The organism is Pseudomonas sp. F8002 (assembly GCF_013385495.1).
Lineage (GTDB): Bacteria > Pseudomonadota > Gammaproteobacteria > Pseudomonadales > Pseudomonadaceae > Aquipseudomonas.
This window is the reverse complement of sequence record NZ_JACAPW010000034.1, coordinates 1-23927: the sequence shown is the minus strand read 5'-3', so window position 1 is coordinate 23927 and position 23927 is coordinate 1. Positions and strand designations below refer to the sequence as shown.

Annotated in this window: 11 protein-coding genes; 6 read left to right on the top strand and 5 right to left on the bottom strand. The window is 63.6% G+C overall.

Going from position 1 to position 23927, the window contains the following annotated elements:
- Positions 1-60: 60 nt before the first annotated feature.
- Positions 61-12999, bottom strand: coding sequence for a non-ribosomal peptide synthetase (locus HX811_RS24605; protein ID WP_177047754.1), 12939 nt, complete (start codon positions 12997-12999; stop codon positions 61-63).
- Between the two features lie 60 nt (positions 13000-13059).
- Positions 13060-13818 carry a thioesterase II family protein gene (locus HX811_RS24600; protein ID WP_177023348.1) on the bottom strand — a complete coding sequence of 253 codons (759 nt, stop codon included), beginning with the start codon at positions 13816-13818 and terminating at the stop codon, positions 13060-13062.
- Between the two features lie 278 nt (positions 13819-14096).
- On the opposite strand from HX811_RS24600, the gene HX811_RS24595 reads away from it, so the two are divergent.
- Complete coding sequence (locus HX811_RS24595; RefSeq protein ID WP_003209024.1) at positions 14097-14648, top strand: RNA polymerase factor sigma-70; 552 nt, start codon at positions 14097-14099, stop codon at positions 14646-14648.
- Between the two features lie 138 nt (positions 14649-14786).
- Here the strand turns inward: HX811_RS24595 and HX811_RS24590 are convergent, their stop codons facing one another.
- From HX811_RS24590 to HX811_RS24580, 3 genes are all read right to left on the bottom strand, one after another.
- The gene (locus HX811_RS24590; protein ID WP_003209026.1) at positions 14787-15800 is read right to left on the bottom strand and encodes a GNAT family N-acetyltransferase; all 1014 of its coding nucleotides are present in this window, start codon (positions 15798-15800) and stop codon (positions 14787-14789) included.
- 66 nt (positions 15801-15866) lie between these two features.
- On the bottom strand, positions 15867-16655 hold the full coding sequence (locus tag HX811_RS24585; protein ID WP_083853176.1) for an ABC transporter substrate-binding protein: 789 nt from the start codon (positions 16653-16655) through the stop codon (positions 15867-15869).
- A 99-nt stretch (positions 16656-16754) separates the two neighbouring features.
- Positions 16755-17378: a TetR/AcrR family transcriptional regulator gene (locus tag HX811_RS24580; RefSeq protein ID WP_008431685.1), complete on the bottom strand. Its 624-nt coding sequence runs from the start codon at positions 17376-17378 to the stop codon at positions 16755-16757.
- A gap of 154 nt (positions 17379-17532) precedes the next feature.
- On the opposite strand from HX811_RS24580, the gene HX811_RS24575 reads away from it, so the two are divergent.
- From HX811_RS24575 to HX811_RS24555, 5 genes are all read left to right on the top strand, one after another.
- On the top strand, positions 17533-19311 hold the full coding sequence (locus HX811_RS24575) for an acyclic terpene utilization AtuA family protein (protein WP_177047752.1): 1779 nt from the start codon (positions 17533-17535) through the stop codon (positions 19309-19311).
- A 12-nt stretch (positions 19312-19323) separates the two neighbouring features.
- Entirely contained in the window at positions 19324-20196 is an 873-nt protein-coding gene (locus HX811_RS24570; protein WP_177047750.1) for an SDR family oxidoreductase, read from the top strand.
- 3 nt (positions 20197-20199) lie between these two features.
- Positions 20200-21816 (top strand): geranyl-CoA carboxylase subunit beta, encoded by a 1617-nt coding sequence (atuC, locus tag HX811_RS24565; protein WP_177028813.1) that lies wholly within the window; start codon positions 20200-20202, stop codon positions 21814-21816.
- Positions 21817-21887: 71 nt separating this feature from the next.
- Entirely contained in the window at positions 21888-23045 is a 1158-nt protein-coding gene (atuD, locus tag HX811_RS24560) for a citronellyl-CoA dehydrogenase (RefSeq protein WP_177047748.1), read from the top strand.
- The gene (locus HX811_RS24555; RefSeq protein WP_008431696.1) at positions 23042-23815 is read left to right on the top strand and encodes an enoyl-CoA hydratase/isomerase family protein; all 774 of its coding nucleotides are present in this window, start codon (positions 23042-23044) and stop codon (positions 23813-23815) included. The genes atuD and HX811_RS24555 overlap by 4 nt, the downstream gene beginning before the upstream one ends.
- The last annotated feature ends 112 nt before the right edge of the window (positions 23816-23927 follow it).

Below are 23927 nucleotides of genomic sequence, written 5' to 3'. Positions count from 1 at the left end.
AATTCACAGTTCGAACCTTAAAAACCGCGCCACCCGACGAGTGGCGCGTTGCGATCCGAGTTAAAAACCCTCCAGTTCCGCCATCAAATCACTCAACCGATCCACCTTCTCGGCGCTGATCTCATTCGCCGCCAGCCCGTCGATATACCCCGCCAACGCCTCCACCGTGCTGCACTCGAACATCGCCCGCAACGGCACATCCCGCTGCAGCGTCTTCTGCACCCGTGAAGCTATCTGCGTGGCCAGCAACGAATGCCCGCCCAGTTCGAAGAAGTTGTCCTGCACGCCGACGCGCTCGACCTTGAGCACCTCGGCCCAGATCCCGGCCAGCGTCTGCTCCAGCTCATTGCGCGGCGCCAGATAATCCTGGCTGTGCAACTGGCCGATCTCCAGTGCCGGCAAGGCCTTGCGGTCCAGCTTGCCGTTGGCGTTCAGCGGCAACCGGTCGAGCCACAACCAATGCAACGGCACCATGTATTCCGGCAGCTCGGCCCGCAGGCGTTGCTTGATGCGATCGAGGCGCTCACCCGGGTTGAGCTGCGCATCCGCCGCCACCAGGTAGCCCACCAGATGCTTGCCGTTGACGCCCTCCTGCACGCCCACCGCCGCATCCCGCACTTCAGGCTGCTCATGCAGGCGCGCTTCGATTTCACCCAGCTCGATCCGGTAACCGCGAATCTTCACCTGATGGTCGATGCGCCCGACGTACTCCAACACACCGTCGCTGCGACGGCGGGCCAAATCCCCTGTTCGATACAACCGGTCCGCACCAAATGGATTCGGCACAAACGCTTGCGCCGTGCGCAGCGGATCGCTGACATAACCACGCCCCACGCCCGTCCCGGCCACGCACAACTCGCCAACCGCGCCTTGGGGCACCAATTCCAGCGCACCGTCCAGCAGGTACAACCGGTTATTGTCGGTCGGCGTACCAATCGGCAGATAAGTGCCACGGGTCGACGCCAGGTCGACGCGGAAGAACGCCACGTCGTCAGAACATTCCGCCGGGCCATACGCGTTGACCAGGCCAATTTGCGGATAACGCAGCAACCACTGGTGCGCCAGTTCCGGCGGCATCGCTTCACCCGTCGGCAGCATCCAGCGCAAGCCATCCAGGCTCATGCGGTCCTGGGCGAGCATGCCCTGGATCAGTGACGGCACGCTTTCCAGCACGGTAATGCCCTGGGCCTGGACGTGAGCGAGCAAGCCTTGCGGATCATGGGCAATGGTATTCGGCACAATGTCCACCCGCGCTCCGAACAGCGGCGCCGCGAGGAACTGCCACACCGAGATATCGAAACTTTGCGAGGCGGTCTGGGCGATCACATCGTGCTCAGTCAGTTGCAGATACGGCACCTTGCTCAACTGGTTATTGAGCATGCCGCGCTGTTCGACCATCACGCCCTTGGGCAGGCCAGTGGAGCCCGAGGTGTAGATCACGTAGGCAAGGTTGTCCGGCGCACTGTAGATACCGGGGTTTTCCTGCGAGCCAGCCATCTCCTCCCACACCAGCAATTTCGGCCGGCCGGAACAGGCAAACTCTTCCAGCAACACCTGCGCCTGCTCAAGGCACGCCTCGGTGCACACCAGCAATGGCGTGCGGCTCAGGTCGATGATCCGGCTCAGGCGCTGCGTCGGCAGCCCCGGATCCAGCGGCAAGTAACCCGCACCAGCCTTGAAGCTGCCGATGATCATGCCCAGCAAATCCAGATTACGTTCAGCCAGCAACGCCACCGGTTGGTCCAGCCCGACACCCGCGGCAATCAGCGCATGACCCAGGCGGTTACTGCGCCGGTTCAGCTCAGAGTAGGTCCATTGCTGATCCAGGCAACTGGCGGCAATCCGCTGTGGATGCTGTGCCACCTGGGCTTCGAACAGCTCGATGTAACTGCGCTCCAGCGGATATTCATGCTCGCTCTGGTTGCAGCCGTCCACCAGGAACTCACGCTCCTGCTCGCCAATCAGCGGCAAGTCGGCCATGTCGCCATGGAAGCCCTGCACCAGCGCCAGCAGCAGCCGCTTGAATTCAGCGAGCATGCCTTGCACGGTGGTTTCATCGAAATAACGCTGGTCGTAGGACAGGTGCAAGCCCAGGTCATCGCCCGGGTAGCACACGGCCGTCAGCGGGAAGTTGGTGTGGGTGCGACCGGAATCCGAGGTGGCATTCAGGCTTTGCGCACGGTCCAGTACCGAGACTTCCACCGGGGCGTTCTCGAACACGAACAGGCTGTCGAACAGCGGCTGGCCTTTCGGCAGTTCGCTGTGCTCCTGGATGGTCACCAGCGGCAGGTACTCGTACTCGCGCAGTTGCATATTGCTGTCGAGCAGGCCGCTCAACCATTGGCGCACGCTGCACTGCTGATCGTCCTCCGGCAGCTTGACCCGCAAGGCGATACTGTTGATAAACAGCCCGACAGTGCGCTGCATCTCGGGCATTTCTACCGGGCGCCCTGCCACGGTGACGCCGAACAGCACGTCGCGATCGCCACTCAAGCGCCGCAGCACCAGGGCCCATGCCGCCTGGGCGAAGGTGTTCACCGTCAATTGATGAGCCTGGGCCAGCTCGCGCAATTGCGCGCCGTCGCGCACATCCAGGCGGGTGTAGCAGTCGCCTACCACCATGCCGCCGCTGTGGCCGGCATGCTCGCGCAGGAACGGCCGGTCGCTCGGAATCGGTGTGGTGCGTTCGAACCCTTGCAGGTTCTGCTGCCACCACTGGCGCGCCTCGGCGAGGTTCTGGCGTTGCAGCCAGGCGATGTAATCGCGGTAACGCGGTGGCGTCGCCAGTTGCGCTTCGCGACCTTCGCCGAGGGCCATGTAGATGTCGAAGAAATCGTTCATCAGCAGCGAGCGGCACCACGCATCGATCAGGATGTGGTGGTTGCTCATCATGAACCAGTAGCGGGCTTCGCCTACGCGGATCAGCCGCAGGTGGAAGGGCGCCTGGTTAAGCAGATCGAAACCGGCTTCACGCTCGCTTTTCAGCAACGCTTGCAGGCGCGGTTCCTGCTCGCTTTCCGGCTCCTGGCTCCAGTCGAGGTACTCGATCGGCGTGCTGCCGGGCTTGTGGATAACCTGCAACATGTCTTCGCCGACGTTCCAGCAGAACGAGGCGCGCAAGGCTTCATGACGGGCGATCACCGCCTGCCAGGCCTGGGCGAAACGCTCGGGGTCCAGGGCGCTGTTGATGCGGTAGCGGTCCTGCATGTAGTAGAGGCCGGTGCCCGGTTCCAGCAGGGTGTGCAGCAGCAAGCCTTCCTGCATCGGGGTCAGCGGGTACACGTCTTCGATCGCATTGGCCGGCACCGGCAGCGCATCGAGTTGCCCCTGGGTCAGGTGCGCCAGCGGGAAGTCCGACGGCGTAAGGCCGTCCGCGTCTGCCTTGAGGCAATGTTCGATCAGGCTTTGCAGTTCCGCCAGGTAAGCGTCCGCCAGTTCAGCGATGGTCTGGCTGTGGTGACGCTCGCGGCTGAAGGTCCAGCGCAGCACCAGCTCACCGCCGTACACCTGGCTGTCGACACTCAGCGCGTTGGGCAACGGCGCGTCCGGGTCGTGGGCGATCCCGGCGGACTCGTCCAGCGGGTGGAACAGTGCGTCGGCGCCAAAGCTCTGGTCGAACTGGCCGAGGTAGTTGAAGGTGATACTGGCGCTCGGCAACGCGGCCATGGTCTGGCGGCACAGGTCGTCGGCCAGGTAGCGCAGCACGCCATAACCCAACCCTTTGTGGGGCACGCCGCGCAGTTGCTCCTTGATCGCCTTGATCGAGGCGCCCTGCCCGGCGGCCTCTTCGATATGCAGCGGGGTCAGGCGCAGCGGGTAGGCGCTGGTGAACCAGCCGACGCTGCGGGTCAGGTCGATCTCGTCGAATAGCGGTTCGCGGCCGTGGCCTTCCAGCTGGATCAATGCGGATTCATGGCCACTCCAACGGCACAGCACACGGGCCAGGGCCGTCAGCAGCAAATCGTTGACCTGGGTGCGGTAGGCACTTGGCGCCTGCTGCAACAACTGGCGGGTGCGCTCGGCATCCAGGCGCACGCTGACGGTATCGGCGTCGCGATTGCGCAGCGAACCCTGTGGGCGATCCACCGGCAACTCAACGGCAGGGCCGGCCAACTGTTGCTGCCACACGTGCAGCTCCTCACGCAGGGATTCGCTGCCGGCATACGCCTGCAACCGCGCCGCCCAGTCGCGCAAGGCGCTGGTCTTGGCCGGCAGGTTGACCGGCTGGCCGTCGCTCAACTGGCGATACACGGTCTGCAAATCTTCCAGCAATACCCGCCAGGAAACGCCGTCCACCACCAGGTGATGGATCGCGATCAGCAGCCGGCGCTGGCCTTGCGGGCCGTCCACCAGCAGCGCGCGCAACAACGGGCCATGGGCGAGGTTGAGGCTGCGCTGGGTGTCGGTGAACAGCGCGCCGCACTGCTCCATGTCCGCCACCTGAGCCTGCAACAGCAGGCCGCCTTCCGGCACCGCCAAGTGTTCGGCGTGCCATTGGGCGTCGCGCTGGGTGAAGCTCAGGCGCAGGGCGTCGTGATGTTCCAGCACCGCCAGCAACGCTTGCTCCAGGCGATGAGGTTCCAGGGCCTGAACCGGCTCCAGCAGCAATGCCTGGTTCCAGTGTTGGCGCTCCGGGATGTCGGTGTCGAAGAACCAGTGCTGGATCGGCGTCAGCCCGGACGCGCCGGTCAACACGCCTTGTTCGGCGCTGACCTGCTCGCTGCGGGTCGCCACGGCGGCCAGGGTTTGCACGGTCTGGTGCTGGAACAAATCACGCGGGCTGAAATGAATCCCCGCCTGCCGGGCCCGGCTGACCACCTGGATCGACAGGATCGAGTCACCGCCCAACTCGAAGAAGTTGTCATCAAGGCCTACCTGTTGCACGTTCAGTACCGCGCACCAGATGGCCGCCAGGGTTTGCTCCAGCTCGTTGCGCGGCGCCACGTACTGTTGACGATTCGCCTCGGGGTCCGGCTGCGGCAAGGCGCGGCGGTCGAGTTTGCCGTTGGCGGTCAGCGGCATGCTGTCGAGGACGATCAGGTGCGCGGGCACCATGTAGTCCGGCAACTGCGCTTTCAAATGCGCCTTGAGGGATTCACGCAGTGCACCGTGTTCTTCGTCGCTGACCAGGTAGGCCACCAACTGTTTGCCGCTCGGTGAGTCCAGCGCCAACACCACCGCTTCACGCACCGCCTGGTGTTCCAGCAGGCGGGTTTCAATTTCCCCCAGCTCGATGCGGAACCCGCGAATCTTCACTTGATGGTCGATACGACCGAGGTATTCCACCAGGCCATCGGCACGCTGGCGCACCAGGTCGCCGGTGCGATACAGGCGACCGCCGTTCGTGGCAAACGGATCCGCGACAAAGCGCTCCGCCGTCATCCCCGGACGCTGGTGATACCCCTGGGCCAGGCCGGCACCGCCGACGTACAACTCACCCGTCGCGCCTTGCGGCACCAGCGCCAGATCCGCATCCAGAATGTAGGCCACACGCGCGCCGATGATGCTGCCGATCGGCACGCTGCCGGCGCCCTCTTCCAGGGCTTCCGGGGCCAGGCTGGCCAACGGCATCACCACGGTTTCAGTCGGGCCATAGGCGTTGAAAAACAGCGCCGGCTTGAATGCCGCGCGAATGCGCTGCAAGTGTTCGCCGGTCAGGGCCTCACCGCCGGTGATGCACATGCGCACCGCCAGGGTCTGGTCTTGCGTGGCCAGCCATTGGGCCAACTGGCTGCCATAGCTTGGGGTGAAGCCCAGGATATTGATGCGGTGCCGACGAATCAGCCCGCAGATTTCTTCCGCGTCCCACTGGCCCTGGGCCCGCAACACCACCTGGGCACCACTGAGCAACGGCACCAGCAGACGCTCGGTGGCAGCGTCAAAGTTGATGGAATAGAAGTGCAGCTCGCAGTCATCCGGGCGCATGCCGAAGCGTTCGATCACCGCCTGGCAATGCATGGCGATTTCACCGTGGGACACCACCACGCCCTTGGGCTTGCCGGTGGAACCGGAGGTGTAGATCAAGTAGGCCTGATGTTGCGGCAGGCTGATGAAAGGCAACTCGCTTGCCGGGTAGTCCGCCAGGGTCAGCAGGTCCTCTTCCAGGCACCAGCGGCCGACACTCTCAGGCAGTTCGCCCAATGCGTCGAACATCGCGGCATCGCTGAGCAACAGGCCGATGCCACTGTCTTCGATCATGTAGTGCAGGCGGTCCAGCGGGTATTCCGGGTCCAGCGGCACATAGGCGCCGCCGGCCTTGAGGATTGCCAGCAGGCCGACGACCATTTCCAGCGAACGCGGCAACGCCAGGCCGACCCGCACCTGCGGGCCCACGCCGCGCTCGCGGAGCATCCAGGCCAGGCGATTGGCGCGGCTGTCGAGTTCGCTGTAGCTCAGGGTCTGCCCGGCAAAGGTCAACGCCGGTGCATCGGCACGGGCCAGGGCCTGCTCGCTGAACAGGTGATGGATGCACTGGTCGAGGCGATGCTCGCCAGCCTCAATGCCAAGGCTGTCTTGCAGGGCGCGCTGTTCGCCAGCCTCCAGCAACGGCAACTCACTCAGGCGCTGTTGCGGATCGGCAAGCAAGGCTTCCAGCAGGTTTTGCCAATGCGCCGCCATGCGCGCAATACGCGGCTCGTCGAACAGGTCGGTGCTGTAGGTCAGGCAGCAACCCAGGCGATGATCGAGGTCAGTGACTTCCAGGTTGAGGTCGAACTTGGTGGCGCGGGCGTCGTTGGCCAGGTATTCGACGGTCATCCCGGCCAGGGTCCGGCTCTGCTGGAATTCCCAGCGCTGCACGTTGCACATCACCTGGAACAGCGGGTTGTACGCCGCGCTGCGGGTTGGTTGCAGGGCTTCCACCAGGTGGTCGAACGGCAGGTCCTGATGGGACTGGCCTTCGATCACGGTGTGGCGAACCTGGTCAAACAGTTCGCCGACACTCATCTGCCCGTTGAGCTGGCAACGCAGCACCTGGGTGTTGAGAAATGCGCCAATCAGCCCTTCGCTTTCCGGGCGAATCCGGTTGGCCACCGGCGCACCGATGCGCAGGTCGGTCTGGCCGCTGTAGCGGTAGAGCAATACCGCGAGGGTGGCGGTCATGGTCATGAACAGGGTCAGGCCGCGTTCGGCGTTGAAGGCACGCACGCGGGCGGCGAGGTCATCGCTCAAGTCAAAACGGTACAGCTCGCCCTGGTGACTTTGCACCGGCGGACGCGGCCGGTCGCCCGGCAGTTCCAGCAGCGGGTGTTCGGTGCCCAGTTGCGCGGTCCAGTAATCCAGTTGGCGCTGGCGTTCGCCGGACTCCAGCCACTGGCGCTGCCACACGCTGTAGTCGAGGTACTGCACCGGCAGTGGCGCCAGTGGCGATTCGCGGTCGTCGATGAACGCTTCGTACAGCGCGCTGAGTTCACGGGCAAAGATGTCCATGGCCCAGCCTTCGGTGACGATATGGTGCAGGGTCAGCACCAGGTAATGTTCCTGCTCGCCGGCCTTGACCAGGCAGGCGCGCAGCAGTGGACCGGTCTCCAGATTGAACGGCGTGTGGGCTTCATGATCGGCCAGTTGCTGCACACGCCGTTGCCGCTCGGCCTCACTGAACGCCGAGAAATCCTGCCAATCCATGCGCACGCCGGTTTGCGCCGCAACCTTCTGCTGCGCCACGCCATTGATGCTCGGGAAAGTCGTGCGCAGGGTTTCATGACGCATGATCAAGGCCTGCAACGCCGCCTCGAAACGGCCCACGTCCAGCACCCCGCGAAAGCGCGCCATGCCGCCGACGTTATACGCCGGGCTGTCGGGCTCCATCTGCCAGAGGAACCACATGCGCTGCTGGGAATAGGACAGTGGCACCGGCTGGCTGCGGTCGACCTTGCCGATGGCCAGCTGTTGGTTACGTTGCCCGGCGGCCTGGATCAGCCGGACCTGCTCGGCGAAAGCCCCCAGCTCGCTGGCGTCGAACAGCGTGCGCAACGGCAGTTCGACGTCACAGGCCTGGCGGGTGCGGGAGATGATTTGCGTCGCCAGCAACGAATGGCCACCAAGGGCGAAGAAGTCGTCCCGCAGGCCGATGCGTGGCAGCGCCAGGACTTCACGCCAGATCGCGGCGATTTGCTGCTCCAGCGCTGTTTCAGGTTCGACGTGTTCACGTACCTGCCACACCGGTTCCGGCAAGGCGCGGCGATCCAGTTTGCCGCTTGGGCTCAGGGGCATCGCGTCCAGGCGCATCAATTGCGCCGGGACCATGTACTCCGGCAGCTCGGCGGCCAGGGCGGTTTTTACGTCCTGTTCATCCAACGGTTCGCTGGCGGTGTAGTAACCGATCAACTGCGCACCGGCTGCGGTTTCCCGCACCAGCACCACCGCTTGGGCGATGCCGTCGAGAGCCAGCAGGCGGGCTTCGATTTCTTCAGGCTCGACACGGAAGCCACGCAGTTTGACCTGCTGATCCAGGCGCCCGAGGTATTCCAGTACCCCATCGGTGCTCCAGCGCACGCGGTCACCGGTGCGATACAGGCGTGCGCCCGCCTCACCCAACGGGTCGGCGACAAAGCGTTCGGCGGTCAGCCCCGCACGCCCGAGGTAACCCCGGGCCAGGCCGATGCCGCCGATGCACAACTCACCCGGCACACCCGCCGGCAGCGGCTCGAACTGATCATCCAGCACCCGGCAAATCACATTGCCCAGCGGCCGGCCAATCGGCGAACGCTCGCCGTCCTCGGCCTGGCAATGCCAGTGCGTCACGTTGATCGCGGTTTCGGTGGGGCCATACCGATTGTGCAACTGCACCGCCGGCAACTGCGCCAGCACCCGGTTGCGCAACTCGGCGGGCAGCGCTTCACCGCCGGAGAACAGGCGACGCAGGCTGGTGCATTCGGCAGCCAACGGTTCGTCGACAAACAGCTGCAACAGCGGCGGCACAAAGTGCAGCGTGGTCACGCCGTGCTCCTGCACCAACTGCGCGATGCGATGGGGATCGCGATGCTCGCCGGGGCCGGCCAGCACCAGGCGGCAACCGGTGATCAGCGGCCAGAAACACTCCCACACCGACACGTCGAAACTGATGGGCGCCTTTTGCATCAGCACATCAGTTTCATCCAATTGGTAGGTGGCTTGCATCCACTGCAAGCGCTCGGCCAGCGCGGCATGGGTGTTGCCCACGCCCTTGGGCTGGCCGGTGGAGCCGGAGGTGTAGATCACATAGGCGAGGTTGTCGCCATTGAGGTGCAAACCCGGCGCATGGGTCGGCCAACTGTCGAGCTTGAGGCTGTCCATGGCGATGACGCACACGCCTTGCGCCGTGGGCAGTTGTTCCAGCAGTGAAGTTTGGGTCAGCAGCAGTTGCACGCCGCTGTCCTTGAGCATGTAGCCCAGGCGTTCGGCCGGATAATCCGGGTCCAGCGGCACATAGGCGCCGCCGGCCTTGATGATTGCCAGCAGGCCGATCAGCAGTTGCGGCGAACGCTCGGCGGCGATGGCCACGCACACGTCCGGGCCCACGCCCTTGTCCCGCAGGTAATGGGCCAGGCGGTTGGCCTGGGTGTGCAATTGCGCGAAGGTCAGGCTGCCGTCCTGCCACACCAGTGCGGTGCGTTCCGAGACGTGTTGGTTGAGTTGTTCCGGCAGCCAGCGCTGCGCCGGTGTGCACGGCGCAGCGCTCCACTGCTGTTGTTGGCGCTGCTCGTCGACGTGCAACAGCTTCAGGTCGCCGATGGCCTGTTGTGGTTGCTCGCAAATGGCTTGCAGCAGGTTGATGAAGTGCCCGGCCAGGCGCTCGATGGTGGCGGCGTCGAACAGCTCATCGGCGTAGTCGAAGGACAGGCTCAGGCGCCCGTTGCGGTCTTCTTCAGTGTGCAGTTGCAGGTCGAACTTGGCTTCGCGGCTGTGCCATGCCAGCTCGTCGGCAAGCAGGCCCGGCAGGCGGCGCAAGGCGCCGAGGTCGCGTTGCTGATGGTTGAACATCACCTGGAACAGGCCTTGTTCCCGAGCTTGGGGGAAGGCTTCCAGCAGTTGTTCGAAAGGCAGGTCCTGATGGGCCTGGGCACCCAGCGCTGCGGTGCGGGTTGCCGTCAGCAACTCGGCGAAGGGCAGGCGCGCATCCAGTTCGGCGCGCAGTACGAGGGTGTTGATAAAGAACCCGATCAGGCCTTGGGTTTCCTGGCGCGGACGGTTGGCGTTGGGCACGCCGATGCGGATATCGCGCTGGCCGCTGTAGCGATAGAGCAGGCTCTGGAACGCCGCGAGCAACAGCATGAACGGCGTGGATTCGTGGCTTTGGGCAGTCTTGCGAATGGCTTCGCCGAGGCTCGCGCTCACACGCACACTGTGACGCGAGGCACTGCGCAGGTGCTGCGCCGAACGCGGGTGATCGGTGGCCAGGCTCAGGGTTGGGTGCTCGTCGCCCAGTTGTTGTTTCCAGTAAGCCAGTTGCCGCTGGCCCTCGCCTTCGGCCAGCCACTGGCGCTGCCAACTTCCGTAGTCGGCGTATTGCAGGGCCAGCGCTGGCAGTTCCAGGGGTTGGCCCTGGGACGCAGCGGCGTACAGTCGCGAGAATTCGTCGATCAACACGTTCAGCGACCAGCCGTCCGCGATGATGTGGTGCATCGTCACCAGCAGTTGGTGGTCTTCGTCATCCAGGCGTACCAGCGTTACCCATAGCAGCGGGCCTTTCTCCAGGTCGAACTGGGTGCGGGCTTCGTCTTCACGAATCTGCTTGGCGCGGGCTTCCCGCTCAGCGGCAGGCAAATCGCTGAGGTCGATGACTTGCAGGTCGAAATCAGCCTTGGCGTCGACCCGCTGGAAGGCTTGGCCATCGCGCTCGAAGAAGCGCGTGCGCAGGGCTTCGTGGCGCTGGATCAATTGCTGGAAGCTTGAGCGCACCGCGTCTTCATCCAGCTCGCCGCGCAACCGCAAGGCGCCGGGAATGGTGTAGGCGCTGCTGTGCGGGTCGAGTTGCCAGGTGATCCACAAGCGGTTTTGCGCGAGGGATTGCGGCAGGTCTTCCTGGCGCGACAACCCATGGATTGCGCCTTGGGCCACGCCGCCGTCCTGCTGCAATTGCCCGACGCTGGTGGCGAAGGCAGCCAGGGTGGGCGCTTCGAACAACAGGCGCAGGTTCAGTTCCAGGCCAAGGGTTTCCCGCAGCCGGGCGACGACCTGGGTGGCGCTGATGGAGTTGCCCCCCAGCAGGAAGAAGTGATCGTCGGCGGCGACCTGCGTCACCTGCAATTGCTCGCACCAGATCGCGGCAATCCGGCTTTGCAGCTCGGACGCCAGCACCGCATCACCCGCCGGCGCTTGCACGCCGGGGAACTGCGCATAACTGTCGAGGCTGCCATCCGCCAACCGCGTGCGACAGGCCGAACGCTGCACCTTGCCGCTGGATGTTTTCGGCAAGCCACCGGGGTTGAGCAACACCACCACGCTCGGCGCTTCCTGGCAGGCTTCGGCCACCGCCTGGCGAATCGCCTTGATCAGTGCTTCCGGCGGCAGGATTTTCTGCACGCTGCGGCTGATTTCGGCGGCGATGCCAATGCCTTCCAGGCCCTGGTCATTCACCGCGAACGCGGCGACCCGGCCCTTGCGCACCACTTCCACTTCGCGCTCGATGGCTTGCTCGATGTCCTGGGGATACAGGTTGTGGCCCCGCACGATCAGCAGGTCTTTCAGCCGGCCGGTGATGAACACTTCACCTTCGCGGATAAACCCGAGGTCGCCGGTCCGCAGCCAGGTACGGCCTTCGTGCTGGACGAAAGTCTTGGCGGTGGCTTCAGGGTTGCGCCAGTAGCCGTGGGCGATGCTCGGGCCGGTGGCCCAGATTTCACCGACGGCATTGTCGGGGAGCGTCGCCAGGGTGGCGGGGTCGGCAATCAGCACCGCGTGCTCGGGCTGGCTGGTGCCGCAACTCATGATCGCCGCGCCCTGCCCGGGCTCGGCGCGGTTGGCGGCCAGAGCCTGTTCGTCCAGGCGCAGGGCCGGGATGCCCTGGCCACGGGTGCCGCCGGCAACGAACAAGGTGGCCTCCGCCAAGCCGTAGGAGGCGAAGAAATTGTTCGGGGTAAAACCGCAGGCGGCGAACTTCTCGGCGAAGCGCTCGAGGGTGTCGAGGCGGATCGGCTCGGAGCCGGAATACGCCACGCGCCATTTGCTCAGGTCCAGGCGATCCAATGCCGATTCGCTGACTCGCTCGCTGCACAAGCGATAGGCGAAGTCCGGCCCGCCGCTGATGGTGCCGCCGTATTCGCTGATCGCTTCGAGCCAGCGCAACGGCCGACCGAGGAAATACGCCGGCGACATCAATACGCACGGCACACCGCTGAAGATCGGTTGCAGCAGGCCGCCGATCAGGCCCATGTCGTGGTACAGCGGCAGCCAGCTGACGATCACGTCGTCGGGGTTCAGGTCGATGCCGAAGCCGCGACGGATCAGCAATTCGTTGGCCACCAGGTTGCCGTGGGTCACTTGCACGCCCTTGGGCAACGCAGTGGAGCCGGAGGTGTACTGCAGGAAGGCGATGTCATCGTCTTGCAAGTTGGGCGCAACCCAATGGCTCGCGATTTCGGCATTGAGGCTGTCGACGCACAGCAACTGCGGCGCGCCTTCGAGTTGCGCCAGCGAATCACCGAGGCTGGACGTGGTCAGCAGCAACCGCGGCTCGGCGTCTGCAATGATCGACAGCAGCCGCTCCTGATGATGGCGGCGGGCGGACTCCGGCGGATAGGCCGGCACCGCGATGACCCCGGCGTACAGGCAACCAAAGAACGCCGCGACGTAATCCGGCCCGCTGGGGAACAGCAGCACCGCACGATCGCCCAGCCCGGCGTCGGCCTGCAAGGCGGCGGCAATGGTGCGGGCGCGCAGGTCGAGGTCGCGGTAACTGAGGACAACGCTCTGTTCGGCCGTCTCGGCAAGGAAGCGCAACGCCAGTCGATCCGGGGTTTGCGCGGCGCGGCGTTGAAGGGACTGAACCAGGGTGCGGGGAAGTTCGAAGGCGTCCATCATGGGGTTCCTGCCTGAAATCGGCTTACTGGGAAATCGGGGAATGTGTGGCCGGGGGCTTGTTCAGCCGGTCGCCCGGGCCATCTGCCGCGCGGCGTCGTTGCGCCAGCGGGCCAGGTGTTCGTCGGCGTAACGCCGCACACAGCGCAGTACGGAACTCTCGTGCTGCACCAGGAAGAAGTGGTGACCGTCGAACATGTCGAGGGAGAAACCGCTGGCGGTGTCTTGCTGCCAGTCCAGCAGTTGATCGGCGCGCACCGTGTCCTGCTTGCCGCCGAATACATGGATGGGCAGGCTCAGCGGCTCACGCTCGCCGTATTCGAAACTGCCGCACAGCAGGAAGTCGGCCCGCAGGATCGGCAGCATCAACTGCATCAGTTCGGCGTTGGCCAGCACGTCTTCGCCCGTGCCCTTGAGTTCCCGCAGGCGGGCGATCAGTTGTTCGTCGTTTTTCTCGATGGCGTATTCGCTGACATCGCGACAGGCCGGGCCGGCGGTACCCGAGGCAAACAGCGCCAATGGCGGCGGCGCACCCCGTTCGCGCAGGGCATGGGCCAGCTCGAAGGCCAGCAGGCCGCCGAGGCTGTGGCCGAACAAGGCGTAGGGGCCGTCCAGCTCGGCGCGGATCTCATCAGCCAGTTGCCCGGCCAGTTTTTTGATATCGCGCTGCAACGGCTCGTCCATGCGCATGCCGCGCCCCGGCAACTCCAGCGGCCGCACCTGCAACCACTCCGGCAGCGCCCGCCGCCAGCGGCTGTAGACCATGGCGCTGGCGCCGGAGTAAGGCAGGCAAAACAGGCGTAATCGAGCCGGCGTGTTCATTTCAGACCACTCCCGCTCACACGATAAAAACCCATTTTGTCCTCCTCCAGGCGCTGATCCTTGGCCGGTTTGTTAACTGGCCTTTCACCCATGAGAACGGATGGCACCGGGAAATAATTAGTCAACGAGACGCCGTTCACACCTCTCGATAAGGCATAAGATTAGTTCGTCTTCTCATTTGACAATCATTATCATTAAGCATAATTTGTTGCCCGATGTGTAGGAGGCCTCAGCAAGGACGCCCTCCCCCAACCTTCTCTTGCAACAAGGTGATTTCCATGACGGAACAAGTATCCACAGGCAGGTGCGACTCACCCCTACTCCAGGCCTTCGTCGACAATCGACTGATCCTGGTCAAGATCGCAGCGCGTATTACCGGCTGCCGATCCCGCGCCGAAGACGTGGTGCAAGACGCCTACTTCCGGTTGCAGTCGGCCCCCACCATCACGTCATCGTTCAAGGCGCAGCTCAGTTACCTGTTCCAGATCGTGCGCAACCTGGCTATTGATCACTACCGCAAGCAGGCGCTGGAGCTGAAATATTCCGGCACGGAAGAGGAAGGCTTGAATGTGGTTATTCACGGCGCTTCACCTGAGACCTCGCACATCAACTTTTCGACGCTGGAGAACATTGCCGACGCCTTGACCGAGTTGCCTCAGCGCACGCGTTATGCGTTTGAGATGTACCGGCTGCACGGGGTGCCGCAGAAGGATATTGCCAAGGAACTGGGGGTTTCACCGACGTTGGTGAATTTTATGATTCGCGATGCGCTGGTGCATTGCCGGAAGGTTTCCGGGACCCATAGCGACACGTTTGCGCGGCGGGCCTGACGCGCCACACATCCCATGTGGGAGCGGGCTTGCTCGCGAAACCGGTGGATCAGTCACACATGCATTGACTGACACTGCGCTTTCGCGAGCAAGCCCGCTCCCACATTTGATCTTCGTGCACTCAGATTTTTTGCTCAGTCAAACCAACCCACACCGCTCAAAAAACCGCTCCCGCCCCAGAATCATCAACGCCGCCCGCTTATGAGGAAAATCAAACTCCTTCTCACAGTGGAAACACTGATTCTGCATATGCCCAATCATCTTCCCGTTATCCGCCCGAGGCTCAGCCACCACACGCTGCGTACGCGGATCATCGAGAAACAAGTAATGCACCAGCGCCGACAACCAGCTCGCTACCTTGTGCGGACCACGGTGGTGCTCTTCGCCCACCAGCATATGAATCCCGCGATCGTAATCCGCCGCATCATAAAACGGCGCAATCCGATCCTCCTTCGCCCAATACGCCTCGAAATAAGCAAACGGCTCATCATCGAAACAGCCAATCAACGTCAACGCATGGGGATCCGCTTCCAGCTTGTCCAGATACTCCCGATGCTGTTCCAGGCTGCCAGTTTCCTGCCAGAAATTCGCCACCCGCGCACTGTTCTGCCAACGATTGAAGCGCGCCAGATCAACATCAATCTCCACCGTACGCAGTGAAATCCACGCCCCCAACCGCGCATCAAACCGCCGATACACCTCGCCCCGCGGCTTCGGCGCACGGGCAGGATGACGCTTGCCACCGCTGATGATCATCTGCTGCGGATAAGTCCCCGTGAGAGATTGCCCCAGCCACGGTTGCGGCAACTGCCAGAACAACGTGCGCTCGCAATGAAACTGCCCGGCAACCCCGGTCGCCACCAGCAACCCACTGCGCAAGGCATCTTCCGGCGCATGCTCAAGACACCAGACCAGTCGCTGGCGCCCGGGCTCCCTGGCAAACAGCCAATAACACGCCGCCCACAAGGCACGGGCAGCCGGCACACTGGCGGGCTCCTGCAAATGCACCTGCACCTCATCACCCCGCTCAAGGCGCAGGCGAATCAGCGGCTGGCCCTCAAGGGTGAGGCTCAGGCGGCTATCAGTTTCATCAGCATTCAGGGCGGGTCCCGCCGGCAAGGGCAGCACAGACAGGTCATTCAGATTGGACATGGGATGGGCTCACGAATCGTCGACAGTTCAACAAGTGACGTGAGCCGAGGGCAAAAATTTAGACGATCACGGTACCGGCATTACATCGATGCGGTAAGGCTCGAAGATCTTCAGCAACTGGCCGTTGTCCCTCAGCTGCTTGAGCAGCCCGGCGAACGCCGGCCCCGTGATCGGCGCCTTGGGCCGCAGCAACGCATAGTGGTGGTACACCTGGTCGATCCGCTCGGACACCAGGAACTGCCCCGCCGTATCGGCATTGCGCACCAGGAAATCGCTGAGGTAGGAACGTGTCACCAGGGCAATGTCGGCCCGGCCCCGGGCGACCATCAGCAGGTTGCTGTCGTGGGAATAGGTCAAGGTGGCGTTGAAGTGCTCCGCCATGTACTTGGGGTCGGGGTTGAAGTTGGCGAACGCGTAGTGATAACCGCTGAACACCGCCAGGCGCTTGCCGGTCAGGTCGGCGAAATACGATTGGTCGCGACCGGGCTCCTGCTGGGCCACGAAGATTTCCGCATCCTCCAGGCCCATGTCGACATCGGTGTGGGCAATATCCTGCCAGCCCCACTTGGGGTTTTCGAAGATCGCCATGTCCACCCGACCTTGCTGGAAGTCGCGAAAACGCCGGGGAATCGAGGTGGGTACCAGCACAAACTGGTAGTCGGTTTGCAGGGCGTTCAAGGCTTCCACCAGTTGCGGCAGCAACCCGGTGTCGGCACCCTGCTCCGGGCGCACGGTGTATGGCGGGAAATGCGCAGCACCGACCCTCACCAGTTGGGCGGCCGAGGCAGGCATCAGCCACAGTGCGCCAAGTGCCCATATTGAGAGTCCTGCAGCCAATCGCCAAGGCGAAAACATCAAGGCACACACCGTCGAAAACTTTGATCCCGCTAAGCTAGGCGTTTTTGTCTATCGAGACAACTTTCTGCCACACAATTAATAGCTTGCGCGAAAGGGCTAGTCAGCTTTCAACACCATCAGCAAGGCTTCGTCGGCCAGTTGCTCGAGGGTCATGCTGCCCTGGGCGCGAAACCAGGTGGTGGTCCAGGACAAGGCGCCCGTCAGGAAACGCCGCGTGATAAACACATCGCCCTTGATGTAACCGGCGTTTTTCGCCTCCCCCAACACCTGCAACCAGATCTCTTCGTAGATATCGCGCAAGGCCAGCACCTGGGCCTGGCCCTCGGCCGACAGGGAACGCCATTCATACACCAGCACCGCCATGGCCTCGCCACTGCCGCCCATGATCGACTGCAATTCGCAACGAATCAGCGCCAGCACCCGCTCGCGCACGTTGCTCGCCTCGGCCAGGGAAGCGCGCATCAGGGCGGTGTTGTAGTGGATGGTTTCCTCCATCACCGCCCGCAGGATTTCGTCCTTGCTCTTGAAGTGATGAAAGATGCTGCCGGACTGGATCCCGACCGCGCCGGCCAGGTCACGCACGGTGGTGCGCTCAAAACCCTTGTTGCGAAACAGGTGGGCCGCGGTTTGCAGCAGCTTGCCACGGGCACTGTCGGGGTCGGTCAATTGGCCGGCTTCGACCATGGTGCGCATCACCCGCAGGGCTTTTTGCTCATCCATGCTGCTCTCCTTAACTTCTGGTTACGTCTTGGGCGGCAATTTAGGCCGTGGCAGCCAACCAAGCAAGCGCTTGGGGCAAAGTTATGACCAGAGTTTACAAACCAAGCGCTTGCTTGGTAGTGTGGATGCCAGCAAACCAGAGGAAGGACGCCCCATGAACAAGACGGTACGCATCGGCTGCGCCAGCGCCTTCTGGGGCGACACCTGCACCGCCGCTGCGCAGTTGGTGCACGGCGGCACGCTGGATTACCTGGTGTTCGACTACCTGGCGGAAGTCACCCTGTCGATCCTCGCCGGAGCGCGAATGAAAGATCCCCAGGCCGGCTATGCCACGGATTTCGTCGAGGTGCTGACGCCGCTGCTGGCGGATATCCAGCGCCAGGGCATCCGCGTGATCAGCAACGCCGGCGGGATCAACCCCCAGGCCTGCGCCGCCGCGCTGCAGGCGGCCTGCGACCAGGCCCGAATCCCGTTGAAGATCGCCGTACTGCTGGGGGATGACCTGCAACCGCAGTTCAAGCAACTGCACGGCGTCACCGACATGTTCAGCGGCGCGCCCTTGCCGCCGATGTGCGTATCCACCAACGCCTACCTCGGCGCGCCCGGTATCGTGCAGGCGTTGAAGCTGGGCGCCGATATCGTCATCACCGGCCGTGTGGTCGACAGCGCAGTGGTCAGCGCAGCGCTGGTGCATGAATTCGACTGGTCCTGGCAGGACTACGACCGCCTGGCCCAGGCGGCATTGGCCGGGCATATCATCGAATGCGGCGCGCAGTGCACCGGCGGCAACTTCACCGATTGGCGGGAGGTACCGGACTACGAACACATCGGTTTCCCGATTGTGGAGGTCAGTGCCGACGGCCAGTTCACCGTCAGCAAGGTCGAGGGCACCGGCGGACTGATCAGCGAACTGAGCGTCGCCGAGCAACTGCTGTATGAAATCGGCGACCCGCGCGCCTACCTGTTGCCCGACGTGATCTGCGACTTCAGCCAGGTCAAGCTACGGCAACAAGGCAAAAACCGCGTGCACCTGCACGGCGCCAAAGGCCTGCCGCCCACCGACCAATACAAGGTCAGCGCCACCTACCCGGATGGTTTTCGCTGCACCGCCAGTTGCCTGATCGCCGGGATCGACGCGGTGGCCAAGGCCGAACGGGTCAGCCAGGCGATCATCAACAAGACCTCAGAGCTGTTCAGTCAGCGCGGCTGGGCGCCCTACACCGACATCAACATCGAACTGCTGGGCAGCGAAGCCACCTACGGCCCCCATGCCCAACGCCAGGACTGCCGCGAAGTGGTGGTGAAACTGGCGGTGCGTCACCCCAGCAAACAGGCGTTGGTGCTGTTCGCCCGGGAGATTGCCCAGGCGGCCACCGGCATGGCGCCGGGGCTCACCGGAATCGTCGGCGGGCGACCCACGGTGTACCCGCTGATTCGGTTGTTTTCATTCCTGATCGATAAACGCGCCTGCCAATTGCAGGTCGACTTCCTTGGCGAACGGCATGCCTGCGAATTGCCCGTCGCCAAACCGCTGAACACCTCGATCGCATTGATCGACCCGCCCAAACCCCAAGGCCGCGCCGACGCCAACGTGCCGCTGGTCAAGCTGGCCGTGGCCCGCTCCGGCGACAAGGGCAACCACAGCAACATCGGGGTGATCGCCCGCGAGCCCGAGTACCTGCCGTGGATCGCCGAGGCGCTGACGCCCGAAGTGATCGTCGACTGGATGAGCCACGTGCTCGACCCGATCCACGGCCGCGTCGAGCGCTGGTATTTGCCCGGCAGCCACAGCCTGAACTTCCTGCTGGAAAACGCCCTGGGTGGCGGCGGGATTGCCAGCCTGCGCATCGATCCCCAAGGCAAGGCCTTCGCCCAGCAACTGCTGGAAATCCCGATTGCCGTGCCGCAGCACATTGCCGATCAATTCACTTAAAGGACCCGCGCCGTGGCCTTCGACTCGATCTTCAAAGCCGACCTGTTCCAGGGGCAGACCATCATCGTTACCGGCGGCGGCAGTGGCATTGGCCGTTGCACCGCCCACGAGCTGGCAGCCCTCGGCGCCCATGTGATCCTGGTGGGGCGCAAGCCGGAAAAACTGCAAACGGTCGCGGCGGAGGTCAGTGAGGACGGCGGTCGCGCCAGCTGGCAGGCCTGCGATATTCGTGATGAAGAAGCGGTCAAGGCGCTGGTCGGCCAGGTCCTGCAGGAGTACGGCCCGATTCATGGCCTGGTGAACAACGCCGGCGGCCAGTACCCCTCGCCGCTCGCGTCGATCAACCAGAAGGGCTTTGAAACCGTGTTGCGCACCAACCTGGTGGGCGGTTTCCTGATGGCCCGGGAAGTGTTCAACCAGAGCATGAGCAAGCACGGCGGATCCATCGTCAACATGCTCGCCGACATGTGGGGCGGCATGCCCGGCATGGGCCACTCCGGTGCGGCACGTTCGGGCATGGACAACTTCACCAAGACCGCCGCCTTTGAATGGGGTTACGCGGGGGTTAGGGTCAACGCCGTGGCGCCGGGCTGGATTGCCTCCAGCGGCATGGACACCTACGAAGGCGCATTCAAGGCGGTGATCCCGACCTTGCGCGAGCATGTTCCGCTCAAGCGCATCGGCACCGAATCGGAAGTCAGCGCGGCGATTGTGTTCTTGCTCAGCCCCGCCGCCGCGTTCGTCAGCGGCAGCACCTTGCGCATCGACGGCGCCGCCAGCCTGGGCAGCCGCGCCTGGCCGCTGCACAAGGCGCAACCGCCGAGCGTGTCCTTTAATGGTTTCCACCGGGCTTACTTGCCGGACGTGCTCAAGGAGGAGAAATAAGCAATGCCGGTGATCGACTCGCAACTCGACGCCCACAGCCCGCAATTCGCGCAGAACCGCGAAGCGATGCTCACGGGCGTCAATCAATTGCGCCAGCTGGAGCAAAACCTGCTGGGCAAGGCCGCCGAAGCCAAGGCCAGGTTCGACAAGCGCGGGCAACTGCTGCCACGGGAACGCCTGAATTTATTGCTCGACCCCGGCGCGCCGTTCCTCGAACTGGCGAGCCTGGCCGGCTACAAACTGCACGACGACAAAGACGGCAGCGCCGCTGGGGGCGGGTTGATCGCCGGCATCGGCTACGTCAGCGGCGTGCGCATGCTGGTGGTGGCCAACAACAGCGCGATCAAGGGCGGGACCATTTCCCCCTCGGGCCTGAAAAAATCCCTGCGCCTGCAACAGATCGCCATGGAAAACAAACTGCCGGTGGTGACGCTGGCAGAAAGCGGCGGCGCCAACCTCAACTACGCCGCCGAGATTTTCGTCGAAGGCGCCCGCAGCTTCGCCAACCAGGCGCGGATGTCGGCCATGGGCCTGCCGCAGATCACCGTGGTGCATGGCTCGGCCACGGCGGGCGGCGCGTATCAGCCGGGTCTTTCGGATTACGTGGTGGTGGTGCGTGGCAAGGCCAAGCTGTTCCTGGCCGGCCCGCCGCTGCTCAAGGCCGCCACCGGCGAAGTCGCCACCGATGAAGAACTGGGCGGCGCCGAGATGCATGCGCAAACCGCCGGCACCGCTGAATACCTGGCGGAAAACGACGCTGACGGCGTGCGCATCGTGCGTGAGATTGTCAGCCTGTTGCCGTGGGATGACCGCTTGCCGCCTGTGCCAAAGCGCGCTTACAGCGAGCCGCTGTACCCGATTGACGAGCTGTTGGGGCTGATCCCCGACGATCCGAAAAAGCCCTACGACGTGCGCGAAATCCTCGCGCGGTTGGCGGATGCTTCCAACTTCCTGGAGTTCAAGGGCGAGTTCGACCCGCACACCGTCTGCGGCCACTTGCATATCCAGGGCCGGGCCTGCGGCTTTATCGGCAACAACGGGCCAATCACCCCGAAGGGCGCGAGCAAGGCCGCACAATTTATCCAACTGTGCGACCAGAGCCAGACGCCGCTGCTGTTCTTCCACAACACCACCGGCTTCATGGTGGGCACCGAGTCGGAACAGCAAGGCGTGATCAAGCACGGCGCGAAGATGATCCAGGCGGTGGCCAATGCCCGGGTGCCGAAACTGACCATCGTCGTCGGCGGCTCCTACGGTGCCGGCAACTATGCGATGTGCGGCCGTGGGCTCGACCCGCGTTTCATCTTCGCCTGGCCCAACAGCCGCACCGCCGTGATGGGCGGCGCCCAGGCGGGCAAGGTGCTGCGGATCGTCACCGAAGCCAAGCAACTGAAAGACGGCCTGGTGCCCGACCCCAAGGTGCTCGACATGCTCGAACAGGTCACCGCACAGAAACTCGACAGCCAGTCCACCGCCCTCTATGGCAGCGCGAACCTGTGGGACGACGGGCTGATTGACCCACGGGATACACGGACCTTGCTCGGGTTTCTGCTGGACATCTGCCACGAGGCCGAGGTGCGGCAGTTACAGCCCAACAGCTTTGGTGTGGCGCGGTTTTGATGATCGTTCCCACGCTCCGCGTGGGAATGCAGCCCGGGACGCCCCGCGTCCCCATAGGGAGAACAATAAAAATGATCTTCACCCAGGAACACGAAGCACTGCGTCGCACCGTCCGTGGCTTTGTCGAGCGCGAGATCAACCCGCATGTGGATGAGTGGGAAAAGGCCGGACGCTTTCCGATCCACGAGATCTTCCGCAAGGCCGGCGACCTCGGTTTGCTGGGTATTTCCAAGCCGGAAAAATTCGGTGGCATGGGCCTCGACTACAGCTACTCGATCGTCGCCGCCGAAGAGTTCGGCAGCATTCGCTGCGGCGGCATCCCGATGTCCATCGGCGTGCAGACCGACATGTGCACCCCGGCCCTCGCCCGCTTCGGCTCCGATGAATTGCGCGAAGAATTCCTGCGCCCGGCCATCAGCGGCGAACAGGTGGGCTGCATCGGCGTTTCGGAAACCGGCGCCGGCTCCGACGTGGCCGGGCTGAAAACCCATGCCCGCAAGGACAGCACCGACTACGTGATCAACGGCAGCAAGATGTGGATCACCAACTCACCGAGCGCCGACTTCATCTGCCTGCTGGCCAACACCTCCGACGACAAGCCGCACATCAACAAGTCGCTGATCATGGTGCCGATGAACACCCCTGGCATCAGCGTCAGCCCGCCCCTGGAAAAGCTCGGCATGCACAGCTCGGAAACCGCCCAGGTGTTTTTCGACGACGTGCGCATCCCCCAGCGCAACCGCATCGGCCATGAAGGTGCGGGATTCATGATGCAGATGCTGCAGTTCCAGGAAGAGCGGCTGTTCGGCGCGGCCAATATGGTCAAGGGCCTGGAGTACTGCATCGACAGCACCATCGAGTACTGCAAGGAACGCAAGACTTTCGGCAAGGCGCTGATCGACAACCAGGTGATCCACTTCCGCCTGGCCGAACTGTCCACCGAAATCGAATGCCTGCGGGCGCTGGTGTACCAGGCCACCGAGCAGTACATCAAGGGCCAGGACGTGACGCGCCTGGCCTCCATGGCCAAGCTCAAGGCCGGCCGCCTGGGCCGGGAAGTCAGCGACAGTTGCCTGCAATATTGGGGCGGCATGGGGTTCATGTGGGACAACCCGGTGGCCCGGGCTTATCGCGATGTGCGGCTGGTGTCGATTGGTGGTGGGGCGGACGAGATCATGCTGGGGATCATCTGTAAATTGATGGGCACCCTGCCGGGGAAAAAGTCGTGAACACGTTGTTGCTGGAGCCGCATAACGGGGTGCTGCATGTGACCCTCAATCGGCCGGACAGCCGCAATGCCATGAGCCTGGAAATGGTCAACGAACTGCGTGCGGTACTGGCCGATGTGGCTGGGGACAAGAGCGTACGGGCGTTGGTTATCAGCGGCGCGGGTGGGCATTTTTCGGCCGGTGGCGATGTGAAGGACATGGCTCGCGCGGGAGCCGCGGGAGGCTTGCAGGCGTTGAACCGGGCGTTCGGCACGCTGTTGCAGGAAGTGGAGGCGCTGCCGCAGGTGGTGATTGTGGTGCTTGAGGGTGCCGTGTTGGGCGGCGGGTTTGGGTTGGTGTGTGTCAGTGATGTGGCGATTGCGGATCATCAGGCACAGTTTGGGTTGCCGGAGACCGGCCTTGGGTTATTGCCGGCGCAGATTGCGCCGTTTGTGGTGAAGCGTATCGGGCTGACGCAGGCGCGGCGGCTGGCTTTGACGGCGGCGCGGTTTGATGGGGTTGAGGCGCTGCGGCTGGGGTTGGTGCATTTTGTGGAGCACGATCCGCAGGCGTTGGCGGAGCGGCTGGATGAGGTGTTGGGGCAGGTTTTGCGGTGTGCTCCGGGGGCTAATGCGCGGACCAAGGCGTTGTTGCTGGCCAGTGGTGAGCAGGTTTTGGGGCCGTTGTTGGACCAGGCTGCCGAGTGGTTTGCCGAGGCGGTTTGTGGTGAGGAAGGGGTTGAGGGGACTCAGGCGTTTGTGCAGAAGCGCAGGCCGGGGTGGGCGCGATGAATCGGGGGCATATCCGTTATTTTTGTAATGGCGACTATGGGTTCCGCTCTTACAGCGGGTCACTTTTGAAAAGCGCAAAAGTAACCAAAACGCTCTTGCCCCACCACTCGGC